This is a genomic window from Bradyrhizobium sp. LMG 9283, from assembly GCF_045571415.1.
Taxonomy (GTDB): domain Bacteria; phylum Pseudomonadota; class Alphaproteobacteria; order Rhizobiales; family Xanthobacteraceae; genus Bradyrhizobium.
Genome location: NZ_CP120691.1, coordinates 8,740,849 through 8,761,723, shown reverse-complemented (window position 1 = coordinate 8,761,723; position 20,875 = coordinate 8,740,849). Strand labels below are relative to the sequence as shown.

At 64.1% G+C, this 20,875-nt stretch carries 18 protein-coding genes and 1 tRNA gene; 5 read left to right on the top strand and 14 right to left on the bottom strand.

All coding sequences use genetic code 11. The features are described from left to right. Nucleotides 1-44 precede the first annotated feature (44 nt). The 4 genes from P6U29_RS40800 to P6U29_RS40785 all read left to right on the top strand — a co-directional run bounded on the left by P6U29_RS40800 (nucleotide 45) and on the right by P6U29_RS40785 (nucleotide 1,571). On the top strand, nucleotides 45-308 hold the full coding sequence (locus P6U29_RS40800; protein WP_407115726.1) for a hypothetical protein: 264 nt from the start codon (nucleotides 45-47) through the stop codon (nucleotides 306-308). Nucleotides 309-474: 166 nt separating this feature from the next. Continuing rightward, on the top strand, nucleotides 475-810 hold the full coding sequence (locus P6U29_RS40795) for a GYD domain-containing protein (protein ID WP_407115725.1): 336 nt from the start codon (nucleotides 475-477) through the stop codon (nucleotides 808-810). A gap of 119 nt (nucleotides 811-929) precedes the next feature. Beyond that, entirely contained in the window at nucleotides 930-1,175 is a 246-nt protein-coding gene (locus P6U29_RS40790) for a hypothetical protein (protein ID WP_407115724.1), read from the top strand. Nucleotides 1,176-1,220: 45 nt separating this feature from the next. Then, nucleotides 1,221-1,571 (top strand): nuclear transport factor 2 family protein, encoded by a 351-nt coding sequence (locus P6U29_RS40785; protein WP_407115723.1) that lies wholly within the window; start codon nucleotides 1,221-1,223, stop codon nucleotides 1,569-1,571. 119 nt (nucleotides 1,572-1,690) lie between these two features. On the opposite strand, the gene P6U29_RS40780 is transcribed toward P6U29_RS40785, so the two are convergent. The 13 genes from P6U29_RS40780 to P6U29_RS40720 all read right to left on the bottom strand — a co-directional run bounded on the left by P6U29_RS40780 (nucleotide 1,691) and on the right by P6U29_RS40720 (nucleotide 18,094). After that, nucleotides 1,691-1,767: transfer RNA gene (locus P6U29_RS40780), tRNA-Arg, on the bottom strand. Between the two features lie 61 nt (nucleotides 1,768-1,828). After that, nucleotides 1,829-2,866, bottom strand: a complete 1,038-nt coding sequence (locus P6U29_RS40775; RefSeq protein WP_407115722.1) for a diguanylate cyclase — start codon at nucleotides 2,864-2,866, stop codon at nucleotides 1,829-1,831. Continuing rightward, nucleotides 2,866-5,976, bottom strand: a complete 3,111-nt coding sequence (locus P6U29_RS40770) for an EAL domain-containing protein (protein ID WP_407115721.1) — start codon at nucleotides 5,974-5,976, stop codon at nucleotides 2,866-2,868. The genes P6U29_RS40775 and P6U29_RS40770 overlap by 1 nt, the downstream gene beginning before the upstream one ends. A gap of 172 nt (nucleotides 5,977-6,148) precedes the next feature. Then, nucleotides 6,149-7,234: a branched-chain amino acid ABC transporter permease gene (locus P6U29_RS40765; protein WP_407115720.1), complete on the bottom strand. Its 1,086-nt coding sequence runs from the start codon at nucleotides 7,232-7,234 to the stop codon at nucleotides 6,149-6,151. Further along, nucleotides 7,231-8,241 carry a branched-chain amino acid ABC transporter permease gene (locus P6U29_RS40760; protein ID WP_407115719.1) on the bottom strand — a complete coding sequence of 337 codons (1,011 nt, stop codon included), beginning with the start codon at nucleotides 8,239-8,241 and terminating at the stop codon, nucleotides 7,231-7,233. Before P6U29_RS40760 ends, P6U29_RS40765 begins: the two co-directional genes overlap by 4 nt. Next, nucleotides 8,238-8,960: an ABC transporter ATP-binding protein gene (locus P6U29_RS40755; RefSeq protein ID WP_407115718.1), complete on the bottom strand. Its 723-nt coding sequence runs from the start codon at nucleotides 8,958-8,960 to the stop codon at nucleotides 8,238-8,240. The genes P6U29_RS40760 and P6U29_RS40755 overlap by 4 nt, the downstream gene beginning before the upstream one ends. Then, nucleotides 8,957-9,721, bottom strand: coding sequence for an ABC transporter ATP-binding protein (locus tag P6U29_RS40750; RefSeq protein WP_407115717.1), 765 nt, complete (start codon nucleotides 9,719-9,721; stop codon nucleotides 8,957-8,959). Before P6U29_RS40750 ends, P6U29_RS40755 begins: the two co-directional genes overlap by 4 nt. Before the next feature lie 157 nt (nucleotides 9,722-9,878). Next, nucleotides 9,879-11,063 (bottom strand): substrate-binding domain-containing protein, encoded by a 1,185-nt coding sequence (locus P6U29_RS40745; RefSeq protein WP_407115716.1) that lies wholly within the window; start codon nucleotides 11,061-11,063, stop codon nucleotides 9,879-9,881. A gap of 106 nt (nucleotides 11,064-11,169) precedes the next feature. Continuing rightward, nucleotides 11,170-13,197 (bottom strand): acyl CoA:acetate/3-ketoacid CoA transferase, encoded by a 2,028-nt coding sequence (locus P6U29_RS40740; protein WP_407115715.1) that lies wholly within the window; start codon nucleotides 13,195-13,197, stop codon nucleotides 11,170-11,172. 243 nt (nucleotides 13,198-13,440) lie between these two features. Beyond that, nucleotides 13,441-14,547 (bottom strand): sigma-54 interaction domain-containing protein, encoded by a 1,107-nt coding sequence (locus tag P6U29_RS40735; RefSeq protein ID WP_407115714.1) that lies wholly within the window; start codon nucleotides 14,545-14,547, stop codon nucleotides 13,441-13,443. Next, nucleotides 14,522-14,872, bottom strand: coding sequence for a PAS domain-containing protein (locus P6U29_RS40730; protein ID WP_407115713.1), 351 nt, complete (start codon nucleotides 14,870-14,872; stop codon nucleotides 14,522-14,524). The genes P6U29_RS40735 and P6U29_RS40730 overlap by 26 nt, the downstream gene beginning before the upstream one ends. 223 nt (nucleotides 14,873-15,095) lie before the next feature. Beyond that, a complete protein-coding gene (locus P6U29_RS40725) occupies nucleotides 15,096-16,832 on the bottom strand; it encodes a putative bifunctional diguanylate cyclase/phosphodiesterase (protein ID WP_407115712.1) in 1,737 nt (578 codons plus the stop codon). Nucleotides 16,833-17,128: 296 nt separating this feature from the next. Next, entirely contained in the window at nucleotides 17,129-18,094 is a 966-nt protein-coding gene (locus P6U29_RS40720; protein ID WP_407115711.1) for a sensor histidine kinase, read from the bottom strand. 179 nt (nucleotides 18,095-18,273) lie between these two features. Here P6U29_RS40720 and P6U29_RS40715 point away from each other — a divergent pair, with 179 nt between their 5' ends. After that, on the top strand, nucleotides 18,274-19,113 hold the full coding sequence (locus tag P6U29_RS40715; protein WP_407115710.1) for an SDR family NAD(P)-dependent oxidoreductase: 840 nt from the start codon (nucleotides 18,274-18,276) through the stop codon (nucleotides 19,111-19,113). A 249-nt stretch (nucleotides 19,114-19,362) separates the two neighbouring features. On the opposite strand, the gene P6U29_RS40710 is transcribed toward P6U29_RS40715, so the two are convergent. After that, nucleotides 19,363-20,739, bottom strand: coding sequence for a cytochrome P450 (locus tag P6U29_RS40710; RefSeq protein WP_407115709.1), 1,377 nt, complete (start codon nucleotides 20,737-20,739; stop codon nucleotides 19,363-19,365). Between the last annotated feature and the right edge of the window lie 136 nt (nucleotides 20,740-20,875).

Below are 20,875 nucleotides of genomic sequence, written 5' to 3'. Positions count from 1 at the left end.
GTGCAGCCAGCGCAGCAGGCTGATGCTGACGACTGGGGTAATACATGAAGAAACCGGGAATTGGCGGCGTCCAATCCTCCGTTCAGGCGATTGGCGAGCTTGCCGACGGTCCCAATGTAGCGGGCTCCAGGGCCCGGGATGAGATCATGGCAGGCCTTCGCACCCTCCACATTGCGCGGCGCGGTCGTCGGGGAAGTCATTTCCTGATGTGCCGGGTCGCGCCGAAGAGCACGATCGAAATCGTGCGCATCCTCCACGACAGAATGGACCGTCGCCACGTTCCACCTCCTGACGAGCGCAGCGAATAGAGCATGGCCGGCCGTACATGTGGATACGCCAGCGTGCTCTGGCGTAGAATTGTAACTGGCGCGCCACTACGGACGAAGATGGGCACTATTGCTTCGCTCCTCTCAGGCCCGGCTCCCCTACCGCCCCCGCCACGGAACGGCATGTACGCGGGTCGCGGGAAGGCGTATGATTGTCGGGTCCTTCTCGCACGATGAACAACATGACGTGGAGGTGGCCATGAAATATGTGCTGCTTGGTAATCTGAGCCCGGAGTGGGCGAGCAAGCAATCGGAGCGGATCGGCAAGGCCAAGGCAAAGCTCGACAATCTGGGTATCAAGATCGAGTCGATCCACTACACGCAGGGCTACTACGATTTCGTCGACATCATTGATGCCCCGAATCCGGAAGCGGTGCTCGCGTTCTCCGTCTGGTACTCGACCCAGGGTCTGGGGCGGATCCAAAGTATGCCAGCCTTCGACGCAAAGAGCTTCGAAGCCGCGATCAAGAACGCAGCGGGCTAAGCGCTGCCGGCTCACGGATCGCAGATCGAGCGACGCCAAGATGAAAGCGACGGTGTCGCTCCGGTCCCTTGTGCGCGGAGTTGATGAGAGATCATCGCGCTTCACGCTCCATCCACGAGATGATCTATCGCGACTCCACGCTCGAAAACGAGGTGATCGATGTGGTCGCCATCGGCGATGGCGTGGCCGTCGCGCATTTCTGGAGCCGTCTCACGCTTGGCGCCGGGCATCCAGCCGGACCACATTCCGTGGACACCTTGATCCAAGCGGTGCTGCCCCGCTGGGACGGCAAATGGCTGATCAAGGCACTCGAAAACGTGACCTTGACGAACCCACGCACCGGCGAGCCGGTCCTGCGAAAGTGACGTCGGCGGAGAGATTTCCGGACCCGACACGCGTTGGAGGCGACGATGGAGACGAACGTCAGGAAGCTGTTCGAGCGATATGAGAATATCTCCAAGGCTTCTCTGCGCGGCGACGTCGACATGGATGACGTCGCCGCGCTCCACGCCTCCGAGTTCGTCGCGGCCACGCAGGCCGGCGTGATGACTGGGAAGAACGACGAGCATCTCAAGCAAGTCATCGCTGAGGGCTATGCCCACTACCGGGCTATCGGAACAAAGGAGATGCACATGCGGGGACTCCGCATCTCGCCGATAGACGAACACCATTGCGTCGCCCATGTCGCATGGAGAGCGACGTATGTCCGCAAGAACCAATCCGACGTCGTTATTGATTTCGACGTCCACTACCTCGTCTAGCAGTTGGGCGCAGAGCCCAAGGTCTTCGGATGGGTGTCGGGGGACGAGCAGGCGCTCCTGAGGGAGCACGGCGTCATTTGACGCCGGCGAGGTCCCTCACGCACATCTTGATACCGAAATGGCGCACCCGACACGATTCGAACGTGTGACCTTTGCCTTCGGAGGGCAACGCTCTATCCAGCTGAGCTACGGGTGCTAGTCGAGGTTCATTTAGCCGATTGGCGCGGGGCGGGCAACCGCTTCTCGCCGTATCGCGCTTAAGCTGATTTGCGCCCGACTGCGGCCGGAACCGCTTCCCGGCCGAGGGCGGCGAGCTCGGCGAGCACGCGCTCGGCACAGATGACACGGTTACGGCCGAGCCGTTTGGCGACATAGAGCGCCTCGTCGGCCGCGCCCAGCAGCCGGTCGGGGCTGCCATCGGCGCCACTGGGAATCTGGCTTGCCACGCCGACGCTGAGGGTGACGTGGTCGCCGGCACCGGCGGCGCCATGGGCGATCTGCAAGGCCATGACGGCGCTGCGGATCTCCTCGGCCACGGTGCAGGCGCTGTCGCAATCCATATCCGGCAGGATCAGCGCGAACTCCTCGCCGCCATAGCGGCTGGCGAGGTCGAGGGAGCGCAAGGCGTGCCGGTTGACGACAGTGGCGACCGCGCGCAGGCACTCGTCGCCGCTCTGGTGGCCGTGGCGGTCGTTGAACAGCTTGAAATGATCGACGTCGACGAACAGCAGCGATAGCGGCTTCTGCGTGCGCTGGGCGCGGGCCCACTCGCTCATCAGCATCTGGTCGAAGGCGCGGCGGTTCGACAGGCCGGTCAGCCCGTCCTTGGTGGCGAGCTCCTTCAGCGCCATCTCGGCGCGCTTCTGATCGGTGAGGTCGCGCAGCGTCTCCACCACCGCAATGAGGTTGCCAGCCTCGTCGTGGATCGGGCCGGCGTCGATGGCGAGATAGAGCTGGCTGCCGAGCTTCGGCATCACGCACCAGTTCTCTGCGCTGAAGCCGAGCCCGTTATGGCCGCGCGCGGCATATTCCGAATAGTACTCCGGCAGTTGTTCCGGCTGGTCGAGCGCGACCAGGTCGGCAAGACATGGGCGCCTGGTCTCGTAGAAGGCCTGCCAGTGCTTATTGGTGCCGATCACCTCGGAGGCGGCGACGCCGGTCAGCCGCTCGCAGGCCCTGTTCCAGATCACGACGCGGCGCTTCGGGTCGATCACGAAGGTCGGCACCACCAGGTGCTGCATCAGCCGCACCGCGTAGGAATCCGCGACATCGACGGTCTTGCGCGACTTCGCCATCAGGCCACCGCCGCCACGGGTGCGACATCGCCGGGACCGAACAGCTTTCGCACTTCGCTGGCCGGCTTCGGCGCGCTGAACAGATAGCCCTGCATCTGCGTGCAGCCGAGCGCGCGCAGCATCTCGCGCTGCGCCTCGGTCTCGACGCCCTCGGCGACCGTGGTCATGTTGCTGGCGGCCGCGATGTTCACCACCGCCTGCACGATAACCGGCGCGCCGCTGGTCTCCGCGATGTCGGCGACGAAGCAGCGGTCGATCTTGATCTTGTCGAACGGGAAGCGCTTCAGATAGCTCAGCGAGGAATAGCCGGTGCCGAAATCGTCGAGCGCGATGCGCACGCCGATCGAGCGAAGCTGATGCAGGATCGAGAGCGCCGCCTCGTCGTCGCGGATCAGCACGGCCTCGGTGATCTCGAGCTCGAGCCGGCGCGGGTCCAGCCCGGAGGCGGCGAGCGCGCCCGCAATCCGCAGCGCCAGCGTGTCGCATTTGAGCTGCACCGGCGACACGTTGACCGCGACACGCACATGCGCCGGCCAGGTCGCGGCCTCATTGCAGGCCATGCGCAGCACCCAGTCACCAAGTTCGGTGATCAGGCCGGTGTCCTCGGCGACCGGAATGAACTCCGCCGGCGATACCATGCCGCGCTCGGAATGCCGCCAGCGCAGCAGCGCCTCGCAGCCCGACACTTCGTTGGTGCGCAGGTCGACCAGCGGCTGATAGTGAATCTCGAACCCGCCATTCACCAGGGCCTGCCGCAGATCCAGCTCCATGCTCAGGCGTGCCTTGGCGCTCGCATCCATTTCCGGCTCGAAGAAACGGTGGGTGCGGCGTCCCTCGGCCTTGGCGCCGTACATCGCGAGATCGGCATTCTTGATCAGTTGGTCGAGATCGGCGCCGTCCTGCGGCGCCAGCGCGATCCCGATGCTGGCGTCGGTCGAGAGCTGATGGCCGAGGCAATGATAGGGCTGCCGAATCGCCTGGTAGATCCGCGTCACGAAGGACAGCACGTCGGCGGACGATCCGATCCCGGTCTGGATCACCGCGAACTCGTCGCCGCCGAGCCGCGCGATCAGATCGCCCTGCTTGAGGCAGCCGCGGAGACGGCCCGCGATCGCCTTCAACAGCTCGTCGCCGACGTGGTGGCCGAGCGAATCGTTGATGCCCTTGAATTCGTCGACGTCGATGTAGAGCAGCGCGAACTGGCAGCCATCGGCGACCTTCGCCAGCTCGCGCTCGATCTGCTCGCGGAACAGGGTCCGGTTCGGCAGGTCGGTCAGCGCATCGTAATGCGCCATATGCGCGATCTTCTCATGGTCGCGACGCCGCTCGGTGACGTCCTCGATCACGTTGATGATGTAACGCGGCTCGCCCGTCTTGTCGCGAATGCCGATGCGCTTCGAGATGGTATGTCGCTGGCCACCCGTCCGTCTCGGCCAGCTTTGTTCCTTGACCAATAGCTGATCGGGCGATTGCAGCAAGGCGTCGTCATCGCGCTTGACGATGGCGGCGTCCGGGTCCGGGAGGATATCGGTGGCGGTCTTGCCGACGATCGTCTCGCCCGTTTCGTTGAAGATTTCCTCGGCGATGCGATTGACCAGCAGATATTGCCGCGTTTGAGCGTCCTTTACCGTGATCTGCGATGGAATGTGATCGATGATCTCGCGCAGGAAGGTGTAGTTGCGGTCGCGCTCCTGCTCCAGGTTGCGGCGCTCGGTGATGTCTTCGATCGTGGCGACCCAGCCGCCCTGCGCCAGCGGGGTGTTGATGACATGGAAGGCGCGGCCGTTGGCCAGCTGATGGGTTCTCGTGGAGACCGTGCCTTCAGCGGCGATCCGCATGACGTCCGCGCAAAACGCCTCGACATCGCCGTCGAACGCGTCACGCGCCTTGCGATGGTACATCGCCTCGCGAATGTGACAGCCGGACTTGATGATGTCGTGGGACAGACCGAACATGTCGGCGTAGCGGCGATTGCAGGTGACGATATATCCGGCGGCATCGTACAGGATCAGCCCCTGCGACATGTTGTTGAGGGCGGTGTCGAGCCGCTGCCGCTCCAGTTCGATTCGCTCCTGGGCCTCGCGGTTCTGCCGGTTGATCTGTCGGATGATGAGATAGAGGATCAGCGCGATCACGGCTGCCGAGAAGCCTGCCGTAGCGACCAGGAAGCCGGTCTGCTGCCGCCAGTCCGCGAGCGCAGCCGACATCGTATTTGTCGCGACGATGATCAGGGGAAAATGATTCAGGGACGCGGCCGAGCCCAGCCGGTCCTCGCCGTCGACCGGGCTCTTGACACGAAGCGTCTGCTGACCACCCTTGGTCAGCACCTTTTGCATCAGCGGGGCGTGCTTGAAGCTCCGTCCGATCAATTCTTCGACATGCGGATAGCGGGCCAGCATCTTGCCCTCGCGATCGAACAGCGAGATCGCCGTACCCTCGGCGAGCGCGACGGATGCGAAGTACTGCCGGTAGCTGTCCGGGTCGATGCGCCGGACCATCGCACCGAGAAAGGTGCCGTCGGCGCCGGTCAGTCGGCGTGCGACGATCGTGGTCCATTTGTCGATGATGAAGCTGCGGACAGATTCCAGGATGACCGGCTCGGCCGTTGGATTCGATTTGAACGTCTGGAAATAAGCGCGCGAGGAGACGCTGATCTTGGGCAGGGGTTGGGCCCGCGACCAGTTGATCAGTTCGCCGTCGGCATCATAGATCGCAATGTCACCGAGATAGGACACGGAGCCGATCCTGCTGCGCAGCATCTGGTTCATCGCAGATCCGGACATGCGTGCGCGGAACATTGCGGGCGAGGTGATGTCAGGCAGGTTCATCTGCCCGATCACATCGGCCGCGACGATGTCGGAATCCTGGAATTGCTGATCGAAGTGCCGCGCGATCAGCTGCACCGTGTTTTCCAGCTCGCGTTCGCGGTTGACGAGGGTCCGCTCGCGAAACTCGCCGACGGCCACGGCGGTGACGATGAAGATTCCCGCAACCAGCAACACGCCACACAGGGTCAGCCACAGGACAGGACCACGCCGCGCCAGGACCTCCCAGCCGTTCCTTGCGGCTAGAGATGTTCCGGCTGCAACCGTGGAAAAAACCTGGCGCATTCCCCCTCCCTGGTGGAACAGGAATACATCGCACAAATGGCGCAAACCTTAGGAAAACCAGTTACCTAAGCATTAATCCGGCCGCGCGATCGCGTCCGTAGGCCGCGCAGCGGGAATCTCGGTGCGGTTGTGCAGCGCACGGCAATCGCCGCGCTGCATCATTAATAGCGGCTTAATGCGAGCTGCCCGCACTCTTGCCGCCGCCGGCCTTGCGCAGTCGTCCGACCACGCCGGTCGGAAAGAAGTAGACGCTGGCGATGAACAGCAGCCCGAGCCACAGCAGCCAACGGTCGGGATGCAACAGCCCCGGCAGCAGCGGCAGGCCGGCTTCGCCCGCCGCCTTGGAGGCGACACCCATCAGCGACTGCAAATAGTTCTGGGCAAGGATGAAGATGGTGGCGCCGATGATCGCGCCGTAGATCGTGCCCATGCCGCCGATCACCACCATCAGCAGGATGTCCAGCATGATGGAGAAGCTGAGCGAGGTGTCGGGACCGGCATAGCGCAGCCACAGCGCGTTCAAGATGCCGGCGCTGGCGGCGACGAGCGCCGCGAGGCAGTTGGCGTAGGTCAGGTGGAAAACGGTGCGGAAGCCGAGCGCCTCGGCGCGAAACCGGTTCTCGCGGATCGCCTGCAGCACGCGCCCGAATGGCGAGTTCACGACGCGCAGCAAAGCGAGGATCATCAGGGCCGAGATGGCGAACACCAGGTAGTAGGTCAGGATGCGGCCGTTGATCTCGAAGCCGAACAGGTTCTTGGAGATCAGCACGGTGCCGGGGCGCAGCAGCTCGGGCAGCTGAAAACTGCGTCCGTCCTCGCCGCCCGTCAGCCAGGACAGCTGAGAGGCCAGCACTTGGAACGCTGACGCCACGGCCAGCGTGATCATGGCAAAGAAGATCGCGGCAACGCGCAGCGAGAACAGGCCGATGGCGAGCGCAAGCAGCGCTGCGAGCGGCAGGCCGGTGACGATGCCGGTTGCGACCGCGGCCCAGTTCGGGCCCATCCCGTACAGCGCGATCGCGACCGCGTAGCTGCCGATGCCGTAGAACATGGTGTGGGCGAACGACACCGAGCCGGTATAGCCGAGCAGCAGGTCGTAGGAGGCGACTAGCGCGGCGAAGACGCAGATCTTGGCCGCGACGTTCAGCGCCTTGGCACCCGGAAACAGGAACGGCGTCGCCGCCAGCGCCAGGATGATGACGACGAGAAGGAGCGTCAGGACGCGGCTACGCGGCGGATCGCCTGAGAGGATCATCATCGGCTGGTCACCGCATAGAGGCCGCGCGGCCGCCACATCAGAATGGCGACCATCAGCAGGATGTTGGAGACGAGGGCGAGTTTCGGCACCAGGAAGCCGCCGTAATTGGCAACCATGGCGACCAGGATCGCGCCGATGAAGCAGCCGCCGATCGACCCCAGGCCGCCGATGATGACGACGATGAAGATCAGTACGGTGAGATCGTCGCTCATCGAGGCATGCACCTGCTCGCGATAGAGCGCCCACATCACGCCGCCGAGGCCGGCCAGCGCCGAGCCCGTCATGAACACGCCGAGGAACAGGCGGCGGATGCGATAGCCGAGCGCCTCGACCATCTCGCGGTTCTCGACGCCGGCGCGGATCAGAAGGCCGAGCTTGGTGCGGTTGAGCACGAGCTGGATCGCAATGAAGACGGCGAGCCCGATCAGCATCGCCAGCACGCGGTACTTGGCGATCGCGACGTCACCGAGGATGAAGGAGCCGCGCAGCGAGGCCGGCAGCGGCATCGGGATGATCTGCGGCCCCCACAGCGCATAGAGCGTCTGCTCGGCGACGATCAGACCGCCGGTCGTCATCAGGATCTGCTTCAGATGCTGGCCATAGACCGGAAGGATCAGCACGCGCTCGACGACCAGGCCAAGCGCGCCCGAGACCGCCATCGACAGCAGCGCGGCCGGGGCCAGCACCGCAAGGTTCATCCAGAGCGAATCGGCCTGGATGGAGGCCGCAAACGGCGCCAGCACCAGGGTGGCGACATAGGCGCCGACGGCGATGAAGGCGCCGTGGCCGAAATTGAGCACGTCCATCAGGCCGAACACGAGGGTGAGTCCGGACGCCATGATGAAGATCATCATGCCCATGGCAAGGCTCGCGGCGGTCAAGGTCAGCCAGGAGCTGGTCGATCCGATCAGCGGGATCATCAGCAGCGCGAGGGCGATCGGCAGCAGGACCGGCGCGATGTCGCGCTTCGGCTTCGGCAGTGGATCGGTTGCGGCAAGGTCAGTCACTGATGTGCCTCCAGGCTCAGGCCGAGCAGCCGCTCTTGCAGCGGCACGTCGGCGGCGAGCGCCGCCATCTCGCCGCGATGAACGATGGTGCCGTTGTCCATGACCAGCACGCTGTCACCGAGCTCGCGGGCGGCAAAGAAATTCTGCTCGACGAGAAGGATCGTCGCGCCCTTGCGCTTGATCTCCTTCAGGCACTCGATCAGCGCCATCACGATGGCGGGTGCCAGGCCCTTGGTCGGCTCGTCGATCAAGAGCAGCTTGCGCGGCTCGATGATGGCGCGGGCGATGGACAGCATCTGCTTCTGTCCGCCCGAGAGGCTTCCAGCGCGCGACAGCCAGAACCGGCGCAGCGCGGGGAAGAAGCCGAAGATCCAGTCGAGCTGGGCATCATCGAGCGGCCCGTCGCGCGCCGCGAGCACCAGGTTCTCCTTCACCGTCAGATCGGAGAACACCGCCATGCTCTCCGGCACGTAACCGACGCCGAGCCGGGCGATGTCGGGCGTCGCAAGGCTCTCGATGCGCTCGCCGGCAAGGGTGATCTCGCCCTTCGAGGCCTGCCACAGGCCCATGATGGTGCGCAGCGTCGTGGTCTTGCCCGCGCCGTTGCGGCCGAGCAGCATCGTAACCTGCCCTTGAGGGACGGCGAGATCGATGCCTTGGAGGATGTGATAACGCCCGATATGGGTGTGCACGCTGGAGAGTTTTAAGAGATCGGTCATGCGGCACTCTTTGGCGCAACGCCGAGATAGGCCTCCTGCACGATCGGCGAGGCGATCACCTCGGCCGGCGGGCCATCGGCAACGAGTTGTCCGTTGTGCAGCACGATGATGCGGTCGGCGAGCGAGCGCACCACGTCCATCTTGTGCTCGACCAGCAGGATGATCTTGCTCTTGTCCTGCTTGAGCTGCGCGATCAGGTTGAGGACGACAGGCACCTCGTCGATGCTCATGCCGGCGGTCGGCTCGTCGAACATGAACACTTTTGGCTCCAGCGCGATCATCAGGGCGACCTCGAGCTTGCGCTGGTCGCCATGCGACAGTGCGGTCGCGGCGACGCCGCGGCGATTGCCGAGGGCAACCTGGTCGAGGATGGCGTCGGCGCGCGCGATCAGGTCGCGGCGCACCATCCAGGGCCGCAGCATGTCGTAATGGGTGCCGTTCGCCGCCTGCACCGCGAGGCGGACGTTCTCTTCCACGGTGAGGTTCGGGAACAGGTTGGTGAGCTGGAAGGCACGCCCGAGGCCTGCGCGCGTGCGCATCGGCGCGGAATGCTGGGTGATGTCGGCGCCGTCGAACAGGATGCTGCCGTGTGAAGCGCGCAGCTGGCCCGAGATCAGATTGAAATAGGTGGTCTTGCCGGCGCCGTTCGGCCCGACGATGGCGGTGAGCTCGCCCGGGCGAAACGTGCAGGAGACATTGTTGACCGCGACATGGCCGCCGAAGCGAATGGTGAGTTCGCGGGTTTCGAGGGTGAGCGTCATTCTTGCAAACCGGGTTCGTCTATCGGTTCACCTCTCCCCGGAGGGGAGAGGTCGATTTGCGCAGCAAATCGGGTGAGGGGGCACAGGTCCCATGAGAGAGCAGGATCCCTCACCCGCGCCTTCGGCGCGACCTCTCCCTACGGGAGAGGTGAAGCCCTCACCGCTTGTTGCGGATAGGCACGTTCATGTCCTCGATCTTCAGCTCGCGCACCGGCTCGAGCACGGCCCAGGCGACGTTCGGATCGACCTTGACCTTGAAGTGATACATGCTCTGCAGCGCCTGATGATCTTCCTTCCGGAACACCATCTTGCCCTTCGGCGTGTCGAACTCCAGGCCCTCCATCGCCGTGATCAGCTTCTCGGTGTCGGTCGACTTCGCCTTGGTGACGGCGGCGACGACGGACATCGCGGCGGCGAAACCGCCCGCCGTGAAGAAGTCCGGCGGCGCGTTGAAACGCTTCTGATGCTCGGCGACCAGCCAGTCGTTCACCGGGTTCTTCGGGATCTCATAGAAGTAGTAGGTCGCGCCTTCCATGCCGGGCAGGCCCTTATAGGCGGCGAGCGCCGGCAGGATGTTGCCGCCGGTGGAGAGCTCGATGCCGTAGCGCTTCGGGTCCATGTCCTGGAGTTTTGCCAGCGGATTGCCGGCGCCGGCCCAGATCACCCAGATCACCTTGCGGCCGGGCTTGTCCTTCAGCGCATCGAACAGGCGTTGGCCGACCGCGGTGAAGTCGGTGGTCGAAGTCGGGGCATATTCTTCGGCGGCGAGCGTCGCGCCGGTCTTGGCCAGCGCCTCCTTGAAGGCGGCGACGCCGTCGCGGCCGAAGGCATAGTCCTGAGCCAGCGTCGCGACGGTGACGCCCTGCTTACCGATCGCGACCGCGTTGGAGATCGCGTCCTGTGACGAATTGCGCGCGGTGCGGAAGATGTAGCGATTCCACTTCTCGCCGGTAATCTGGTCCGCGACCGCAGGCTCGACGATCAGGATCTTCTTGTTCTCCTCGGCGACGGGGAGAATGGCGAGTGCCGCAGCCGACGAGGTCGTGCCGATCGCGATGTCGGCCTTGTCGTCCTGATAGGCCTCCGCGAGCGCGGCCTTGGCGAGGTCCGGCTTGCCCTGGTCGTCCTTGGTGATGACGACGATCTTGCGGCCGTCGAGCGTCATGGTGCCTTTGGTGGCGTATTCAAAGCCCATCTTCAGGCCGGTCTCGGTCTGCTTGGCGTAAGCCTCGAGCGGGCCAGTCTTGCCGTAGATCAATGCGATCTTGAGATCATCGGCCTGTGCGGAGGTGCCCGCGGCGAGCGCAAGAATGGTTGTTGTTATGATAAGTGATCGACGCACGATGGTCCCTCCTGATTCAAAGTTTCTCGGCAACAGCGATTTGCATAACGCTACGAACATTGCAATTGAACCTTCCGCCTGAGCATGTCGGCCTTTCGACCATGCATCATTTTTCAGCTGGCCGCGCATCGCCGGCTCCCTCGGCCTGACGTCGATCAGACTGCGCCTCCTCCGCGCTCTCGAAGATATGCGGCGCGACGCCGCGCTTCTCCAGGGCTTCGCCAAGCTTGATGCGCAGGAAGCCTGACGTGGTGTAGCGCGACACGCCGGAATAGAAACGGTCGACGAGGCTGCGGACCATGGCCGAATAATCGTCCATCAGCTCCGGCAGAATCGAGAAGTTGTCATAATTGACGATGGCGTAGACCCGACGTCCGAGCGGGGCGAGCCTCGCCTCGACGATGGCGGCGATGGTGTCGATCTCGGCCTTGCTGCGTAGCGGATAGCGTTCCAGGTTGACGAAGAACAGGTTCTGCTGCTCGTCCAGCGTGAAGCGCTGGTCGAGCGGGATGGTGAGCAGGCGCTCGCGCAGATCCATGAGACCTTCGCCGAAGATACGCGCGTCCATCAGCGCCGGGTCGCGTGGGATCAGCGGCTTGAAATCCATCAGGCGCAGGATGTCGCGCTCGATCTCGATGCCGGGCGCGACTTCCGTCAGCTCGAGCCCGTCCGCCCTAAGCTCGAACACACAGCGCTCAGTGACGTACAGCGTGCGTTGCTTGCGCGCGGCGGCAAACGGGCCGCTGAAGGTGACGTGCTCGACGCTATCCACGAACTTGCGCGACTTGGCTTCGTCGAGGATGACGAGCTTGCCGTCGTTCACTGCAATGCGCTGCTTGCCCGCACCGAACGTGCCAACGAACACGACTTCCTTGGCATTCTGGCTGATGTTGATGAAGCCGCCGGCGCCGGCGAGCTTCGGTCCAAACTTGCTGACATTGAGATTGCCGGCGCGGTCGACCTGGGCAAGCCCAAGGAAGGCGGCATCGAGACCGCCGCCGTCGTAGAAGTCGAACTGGTAGGGCTGGTCGATCACCGCCTGCGTGTTAATCGCCGCACCGAAATCGATGCCGCTCGCCGGGATGCCGCCGATCACGCCCGGCTCCGCCGTCAGCGTGATGAGATCGATGATCCGCTCCTCATTGGCGACCGAGGCGATCCCCTCCGGCATGCCGATGCCGAGATTGACGACGCTGTTGGCCTTCAGCTCCAGAGCCGCGCGCCGCGCGATGATCTTGCGCTCGCTGACCGGCATCACTGGCAGCGAGGCCGCGCGGACGCGGATCTCGCTTGAGAAGGCCGGGTTGTATTGCGTGCCAAACGTCTGCCAGTGGTTCTCCGGCTTTGCCACGACGACGCAGTCGACGAGGATGCCGGGAATCTTGACCTGGCGCGGATTGAGGCTGCCGGCCTCAGCGACGCGCTCGACCTGGGCGATGACGATGCCGCCGGAATTATGCGCCGCCATGGCGATGGCCAGCGCCTCCAACGTCAGCGCCTCCTTCTCCATGGTGAGATTGCCGTCGGGATCGCCCGTGGTGGCGCGGATGATCCCGACCTGAATCGGGAACGTCTTGTAGAGCAGGCAGTCCTCGCCGCGCAGCGTGATCAGCTCCACCATGTCCTCGGTGGTGCGTGCGTTCAGCTTGCCGCCACCATTGCGGGGATCGACGAAGGTGCCCATGCCGACACGGGTGATGTGGCCGGGCCGGCGTGCGGCGATGTCGCGGAACAGATGCGTGATCACGCCCTGCGGCAGGTTATAGGCCTCGATCTGGTTCGCGATCGCGAGCTGCTGCAATTTCGGCGCAAGGCCCCAATGTCCGCCGATCACGCGCCGGACCAGGCCTTCATGTGCGAAATGATTGAGGCCGCGCTGCTTGCCGTCGCCTTGTCCGGCCGCATAGACCAGCGTCAGATTGCGCGGCTTGCCCTGCGTGTAGGGCGCATCGCCTTCATTGGAGAGATAGAGCTCCTCCACCGCGACCGCGATTTCCTCGGCAAAGCCGATGCCGACGAAGCCGCCGGTTGCCACCGTATCGCCGTCGCGGATCAGCATGACCGCCTCACTCGCCGAGACGATCTTGCCCTTCTCCGAATTGCGCAAATAAGGCAGGGCTGGATGGTGGCTCACGGCGTTCCTCCCGCTCCCTGGACCGTATGCCTTGTTGTGCTTGATCTTATCGCGAAGAGCTGCCCCGGAATAGGTTGCTCCTCGCGATGAAAGACGGCAAAGCGGAGAGCAAGGTCCGCGCCAAATCCCGCAACTTCGCGCAAAACGGCTAAAATCTGTGGCAATCTCCGCAATCACACCGGGAAGAGCAGTCAGGCGTGGTGTCCGGAATCCGAGACTCCGGACAGTCCCGTGTCTCGAAACTCAGACGGGCGCTGATCCCGAGGCGAGGCCGAACTTGGCGAGCTTCTTGTAGAAGGTCGCGCGCGAGATCCGCAGCATCCTGGCGGCCTCGGTGATCTGGCCGTTGCTGGCGGCGAGGGCCTGTTCGAGCGTGTGCTTCTCGAACTCGGCCTCGGCTTCGGCATAGGGCACCACCATGCCGGCGGGGCGCTCGGGCGGTGCAAGCCTGACCTCGGTGCCGATGGGGAGGATGCGGGCGACATCCTCGCCGGTCAGCCGCCCGGAATCGCTGAGGATCAGCGCGCGCTCGAGGATGTTGCGGAGCTCGCGGACATTGCCCGGCCAATCATAGCGGGCGAGCGCGGCGAGCGCGCTCGGCGTGATCTTCGCCTTGACGTAGTCGCCCGACGCGCTGATGTCGTCGAGCAGCCGGGCGCAGATGTCAGGGAGATCGTCAAGGCATTGACGCAGCGGCGGCAGGTCGACCGAGAGCACGTTGAGACGGTAGTAGAGATCGGCGCGAAACGCGCCGTCGCTGACGCGCTTGCGCAGGTCCACATTGGTCGCGGCGATGACGCGGACATCGACCCTGGTGATCTTGTCCGAGCCGAGTGGCTCGATCTCGCGCTCCTGGAGCACGCGCAGGAGTTTCGCCTGGAGCTGCAGCGGCATCTCGCCGATCTCGTCGAGGAACAGCGTGCCGCCGTTGGCAATGCGGAATTTGCCTTCCCGTCCCCTGCGGTCGGCGCCGGTATAGGCGCCCGGCGCGGTGCCGAAGAACTCCGATTCGATCAGCGTGTCCGGGATCGCTGCGACGTTGACGCTGACGAACGGCTTCTCCGCGCGCGAAGAGGCGTTGTGGATGGCCTGCGCCAGCATCTCCTTGCCCGTTCCGGTCTCGCCAGTGAGTAGCACCGTGACGCTCTGCCGCGCGGCACGGCTTGCGAGCTCCTTGGCCCGCGCGATTCCCGGCGTCGTGCCGACGAAATCGGCGAAGGTGAAACGCGCCGCGCGGGCGTTGGACAATTGCCGCCGCGCCAGCCGCAGATCGCTCTCGAGCTGGGCAACGCGGGCGAGCAGGGGCTTCAGGCTTTCGAGATGATCATAGAGCACGAGATCCGATCGCACCGATCACCGTCCCGTTCTCGTCCTCGATCGGCATGCGGGTGACGACGAGCTGCTCGCCGCCGAGCTCCATGATGTCGAGCAGGATCGGCTCGCCGGTCTCGGCCACCTTCCGCATCAGGCTGTTCGGGATGACCTCCTCGATCGACCGGCCGATCGCCTCGGTCGCATGGTTGAGACCGAGCGCGGCAAGATATTTCTCGTTGACGTAGACCACGCGCCCGCCACGGTCGATCGCGATCGCGCCCTCGCAGAGCTTTTCCAGCCGCTCGAACAGCGTCTCCATCGCGCGCGCACGGAGATAGGCGGGATCGCTGATGGCGGGCATGGCGTACCTCGCGGGAAGTCTGGCTGTTTATTAGCAAAAGGCCAGCAATTTCAAAGGGGGATTTGATTGGAGGACTCAGGCCGTCCCCGTCACTGTCATGCCCCAGCTTGACCGGGGCATCCAGTACGGCGCGGCCAATCGACTCAACCACAATCGTCTCGGCGTACTGGGTTGCCCGGTCAAGCCGGGCGACGGCAGCGAAATTTGTTGCGCGGCCCTCGGCCTACCTTCGATATCCGCTCGCCCGCGAATAGCTCTGACGATTCTGTTGCATCGGCCGGCTGGCGACGCTGATCCGCGCTTCGCTGGAGACGGGCGTTGCCAGCTTCAGCTCCTCCAGGAAGATCGGTCGCGAGAAGTAATAGCCCTGCGCGTAGCGGATCTTGGTTGCGGCCTGCAGATAAGCCAGCTCCTCGTAGGATTCGAGGCCTTCGGCGATCACCGTCATGCCGAGCGCTTCGCTCAAGGATTCGATCGCGCGCAGGATGCCCTGGCTGCGCGGGCGCTTATGGATGTCGGTGATGAAGGAGCGGTCGATCTTGATCTCGTCGGCGGTGATGTCGGCCAGCGCCGAGAGCGAGGAATAGCCGGTGCCGAAATCGTCGATGGAGATGCCGACACCGAGCTTGCGGAACATCGGCAGGATCTCGGCCTGGAAGTGATTCTTGGCGACGAAGGCGTCTTCCGTCACCTCGATCATGAAGCGATGGGGAAAGCCGGTGTCGTCCAGCGCCTGCGCAAAGCTGCGCATGAACTCGGGATTGCCGGCCTGCTTGGCGGCGACGTTGATGCTGATGGTCGCTTCCGCGCCGAACGTGTCGTTGATCAGGTCGATCGATTTGACGATCTCGGCGAGCACGAGATGGGTCAGCTCGTCGATCAGGCCGAGCTCGCCGGCGAGGTTGATGAACGAACCCGGCGCCTGGATCACGCCTTCGTCGTCGCGCAGGCGTACCAATGCCTCGATGCCCTTCACGGCCTGTGTGCGGATGTCGACCTTGGACTGGAAGGCGCAGCAGAAGCGCTTTTCCAGGATGGCGAGCCGCAGCGACTGCTCGACCTTCATCCGCGCCTGCGCCTCGCGCTCCATGCTGGCGTCGAAGAAGGCGGCCAGTCCCTTACCGTTGTTCTTGATGCGGTACATCGCGATATCGGCGTTCTGCCGCAGCGTCTCGAAGCTGCGTCCATGGTCGGGATAGAGGCTGATGCCGACCGAGGTCGAGGCGAAGACTTCGGAATGGTCGATGAAGAACGGCGCGGTCAGCCGCTCCAGCGTCGATTGCATGAATTCGGCGACTTCCTCCTGGCTCTGGATCGGGGAGAGCAGCAGCAGGAATTCGTCGCCGGAGATGCGCGACAGCATGTCGGAATCGCGCAGGTCGCGCCCGAGCCGCTTCGACAGCTCGACCAGCAGCGCGTCGCCCACGGCGTGGCCGTAATAGTCATTGATGTGCTTGAAATTGTCGACGTCGAGAAAGGCCAGCGCAAAGCGTTCACTGCTGCGATCGCGCGCAAGCAGGCTGTTGGCGCGATGCTCGATCACGCGCCGCGAGGGCAGGCCGGTCAGTTCGTCGAAATAGGCCGAGCGGAACAGCTGGTCCTCGAAATTCTTTTGCTCGGTGATGTCGGAGGACGCCGAGATCAGGAGCTCGCGTCCGGCGAGGCGAACGGGACGATGGGTCGTGAGCAGCACCTGGCGCGCCGCGCCGTCGTGCAGCGCTTCCTCGGTAACGACCGGCTGGCCGGCGCTCAGCGCCTTCCGGCAGGCTTCGCGGCGCGGGGCCAGATCGGGTGAGGGACGGCTGCCGTCCATGCCGAGCTGGGCGGCGGCGGCATCGTTAACCAGCAGAAGCTCGCCATGCGCGTCCTGCACGGTGAGGCCGGCCGGCAGCATTCTAACGATTTCCTTGAGAAAACCGAGCTCGGCTTCAGTCGCGCCGGAATATCTATTGTCGTTCATAGAAGTCATGAATCTTGTTGTTTCAGCGCGCCTTTGCAATGGGCGCGATCTAGCGCGGTTGCCTCTTAAGTTTGGTTAAGGGGTCGGGAGAAATACGGGGGTGTTTTGCGACGATGCGACGCGCGCTGACGATCGTCATTAACAGAGGGTCAACGCGTAAAGTGAAACTGCGGGCGGAGTGCGCGATTCTCTTTCGCTTGGTTGCGCGGTCGGCTTTGTTTGAATCGATCCGAACCCCGAGGGCACCTCCTCCCCGTCGGGGAGAGGTGATCCGGTCGACCGCGTCTTGCTGTCTGCTAGCCGCTCTTGGGAATGCGGCATTGCATGATGCAATGCAGCCCGGACTTGAGATAGGAGATCTCGGTCCTGCCATCGAAGGCCGACAGTGCCGATTTCAGCAGCTTGGTGCCGAAGCCGGGCTCGGACACCTTCTCCACGCTCGGCCCCTCGGTTTCGTCCCAGGTAATGGTCAGGCGGTCGTCGTTGATGGTCCAGGACACCTGCAAGAGACCGCGCGGTGCGGAGAATGCGCCGTACTTGCCTGCATTGGTGGCGAGCTCGTGAAACATCAATGACAGCGTGACCGCAAGCTTCGGCGGCAGGAACAATCGATCGCCATTGAGGGTGAAGCGAACGTGGCCGTAGGGCCCGAGCTCCGAGATCAGGAGGTCGCGGATATCGCAGCCGGCCTTGTCGATCCGCGAGATCAAATCGTCGGTTGCAGCCAGCGACCGCAGCCGGGGATCGACCCGGGCCCAGACCTGCGGCTGGTCGTGCAGCACCTGGTGCAGCACGGCATGCACTGTGGACAGCTTGTTCTTCAGCCGGTGCTGCAGCTCATCGACCAGCAGCTTGCGATAATCTTCTTCCTCGATCAGGCGTCTGGAGATCCGGCGCTGCTCCGCCAGCATGGTGCGATAGTGCTCGACACCCCAGATGGTTACCGCGCAGACGGCCCAGTAAAGCGCCAGCAGCGCAAATCGCGCGCGATCGGCAATAGCATCGCCGAAATTCAGGACGACGCCGAGCACGCCGCCGACCAGCGCCGTCACAATGCCGATCCGGAATCCGCCCAGGGCAGCCGCAAAGAACACGGCCGGGAAGTACGGCGTGAAGTAGATGTCGGGGCGAATCTGAGCGAGACCCCAGCGGACGAGGGTCGCGCCCAACAGGCAGATCACCGCAAACGAGATGCTCAGACCCAGCGAGGGCGGCGCCGCGCCCTGCCAGCCCTTGCGGAACTCGTCAATCAGCTTCCACATGCGCAGCCCAGTGGCGATAGGCGTTCGAAACTCGAGCGGCCCGTGAGGATGTTACGCATGCCGCCCGCACAAGCATAGCTTGCCTTGTCGGAAGCGGGCAGGAATAGTGACCGCTGCGGCGATGGCAGCGGCCGACATTCGCCATTTGGCATCAAATCGCTCGAAAAAAGGAACATTCCATGGGCAGGCTGGACGGCAAGGTTGCGGTGATTACGGGTGCGACGAGCGGGATCGGATTGCGCACTGCGGAAGTCTTCGTTGCCGAAGGTGCCAAAATTGTGATCGCGGGTCGGCGCGTACCGGAAGGCGAGGCGCTGGCGAAGCAGCTCGGGGCCGATTGCATCTTCCGCCAGACCGACGTCACGGTCGAAGCGCAGATGCAGGCGCTGATCGCGCTCGCGGTCGACAAATTCGGCAGGATCGATTGCCTGTTCAACAATGCCGGCGGGCCGGCGCAGACCGGTGGCATCGAGGGCCTCGAGGTCGAGCGGTTCGATGCGGCCATGGCGACGCTGGTGCGCAGCGTCATGCTCGGCATGAAGCACGCCGCGCCCTACATGAAGAAGCAGGGGACAGGCAGCATCATCAACAATGGCAGCATTGCCGGTCGCCTCGCCGGCTTCTCGTCGTCGATGGTCTATAGCGCGGCCAAGGCGGCGGTGATCCATCTCACCAAATGCGTGGCGATGGAGCTCGGCGAATCCAACGTCCGCGTCAATTCAATCTCGCCCGGCGCGATCGCAACCGGCATCTTCGGCAAGGCGCTGGGGCTCGCGACCGATGCAGCGGAGAAGACGCCGGCAGTGATGCGCGAAGTCTACAAGACCGCGCAGCCGATCCCGCGCGCCGGCCTTCCCGATGACATCGCCCATGCCGCGGTGTTCCTGGCCAGCGACGAATCCAGCTTCGTCAACGGCCACGACCTCGTTGTCGACGGCGCCATGACCGGCGGCCGCAACTGGAGCCAGCAGCAACAGGGCTATGTGGCGCTGCGCAAGGCGTTCGATCAGGGGACATAGCGGCTCCGGGGACGGATTCGTAGGGTGGGCAAAGCGAAGCGTGCCCACCATTCTTTGGTTGCGACAAAGTGGTGGGCACGGCGCTTGGCGCCTTTGCCCACCCTACGATAGCTCGATAGTTCTCGCGCCCCGGACGCAGCGCAGCGCTCCTTTAGCGGTGCGCTGCAGAGCCGGCGCCGATCTCCCCATCGACTCGATCGCGGCATTCTGGGTCCCGGCTCGCGCTTCGCGCGTCCGGGACACGAGAGGCTAAATCGCCCTCACCCGCACCCGCAAGCCGTCCTGCGGCTTCGGGATCGGCCACATCTGCCAGTCCGGCTTGTAGCCTGGCTCCAGCGACACCTCGATGTTCTCCAGGAAGTGCCGCGCGAAACATTTCGCCTGCATATAAGCGAAGTGCAGGCCGAGGCACATATGCGCGCCGCCGCCGAACGGCACGAAGGCGAAGCGGTGGCGGTTGCGCTGGGCTTCCTCGGTGAAGCGCAGCGGATCGAAGCGATCCGGCTCCGGCCAGATCTCCTTCATGTGATGGGTGTAGAGCGGATTGACGCCGACGGCGGTGCCGGCGGGAATCGCGAAGCCCTTGAAAGTGAAATCGCGCATCGCGCGGCGCGGCATTGAGGGCACCGGCGGCTTGATCCGCAGCGCCTCCTTGAAGGCCATCTCGGTCAGCGGCATCTTTTCGAGATCGTCGAAGCTGCTCGGTGTCCCCGGGGCAAGCCCGAGCGCAAGCACCTCCGCGCGCAGCCTGTCCTGCCAGTCCGGATTGGCGGCGAGTTCGCCGATGAAGGACGTCAGCGACGAGGTCAGCGTGTCGTGCGCCGCCATCATCAGGAAGCTCATATGGTCGATGATGTCCTGCTCGGACAGCAGCGCGCCGTCCTCATGGGTGGCGCGGCAGAGCTGCGAGAACAGATCGTCGCCGTCGTGATTGCCGCGGCGTAGCGGGATCTGCTCGCGGAAATAGGCGACGATGCGCTTGCGTCCCTTCACTCCTCGCGCCATCTGGGTGCCGGGCAGGGGGCGGCGGACCGGCGAGACGGAGGCGGCGACCATGTCGACGAAGGCGCGATTGATCTCGTCGACCTCAGGTCCGATATCGACGCCGAGGAAGGACGCGGCCGCAAGATCGAGCGTGAGCTGCTTCATCGCCGGATAAAGCTGCATCTCGCCCGGCTTTGCCTTCCATTGCGCGACGCGGGCGGAAATGCCGCGGTCGAGGTCACTGAGATAGGACTTCATCGGTCCGGACTTGAACGCGACCGACAGCGCCTTGCGATGCAGCCGGTGCTCGTCGAAATCGAGCAGCATCAGCCCACGCGGAAACAGCAGGCCCAGAACCTTGTTCCAGCCATGCGTCGAGGAGAACAGCTTTTGCTGATCGAACAGCACGAGCTCGTTGGCCTCGGGCCCGAGCAGCACGACATTGGTCTCGCCGAAAAAGTGGGTGCGGTAGACCAGGCCGTATCTGGCGCCGTTCGCCTCGATATGGCCCTTGGGATCGGCCAGTACTTGAAAGGTCTTGCCAAGGATCGGCCAGCCTTCGTCGCCGGGGATGTGGGTCAGCTCATTGCGCCTGGGCGGAGTGAACGGAAGCGCAGGGGCGGCCCCATTCTGCATCGACATGACGGATTGCTCAGGTTGGCTGACTCCGCGAACATAGCACGATCCGGCCGCGATGAGCTGCGGTCGTCTTGAGCACAAAATCGTCACACATCCATCGTTGTCCCGGCCGAGGCCGAGACAACGACGGTTTCGCGGC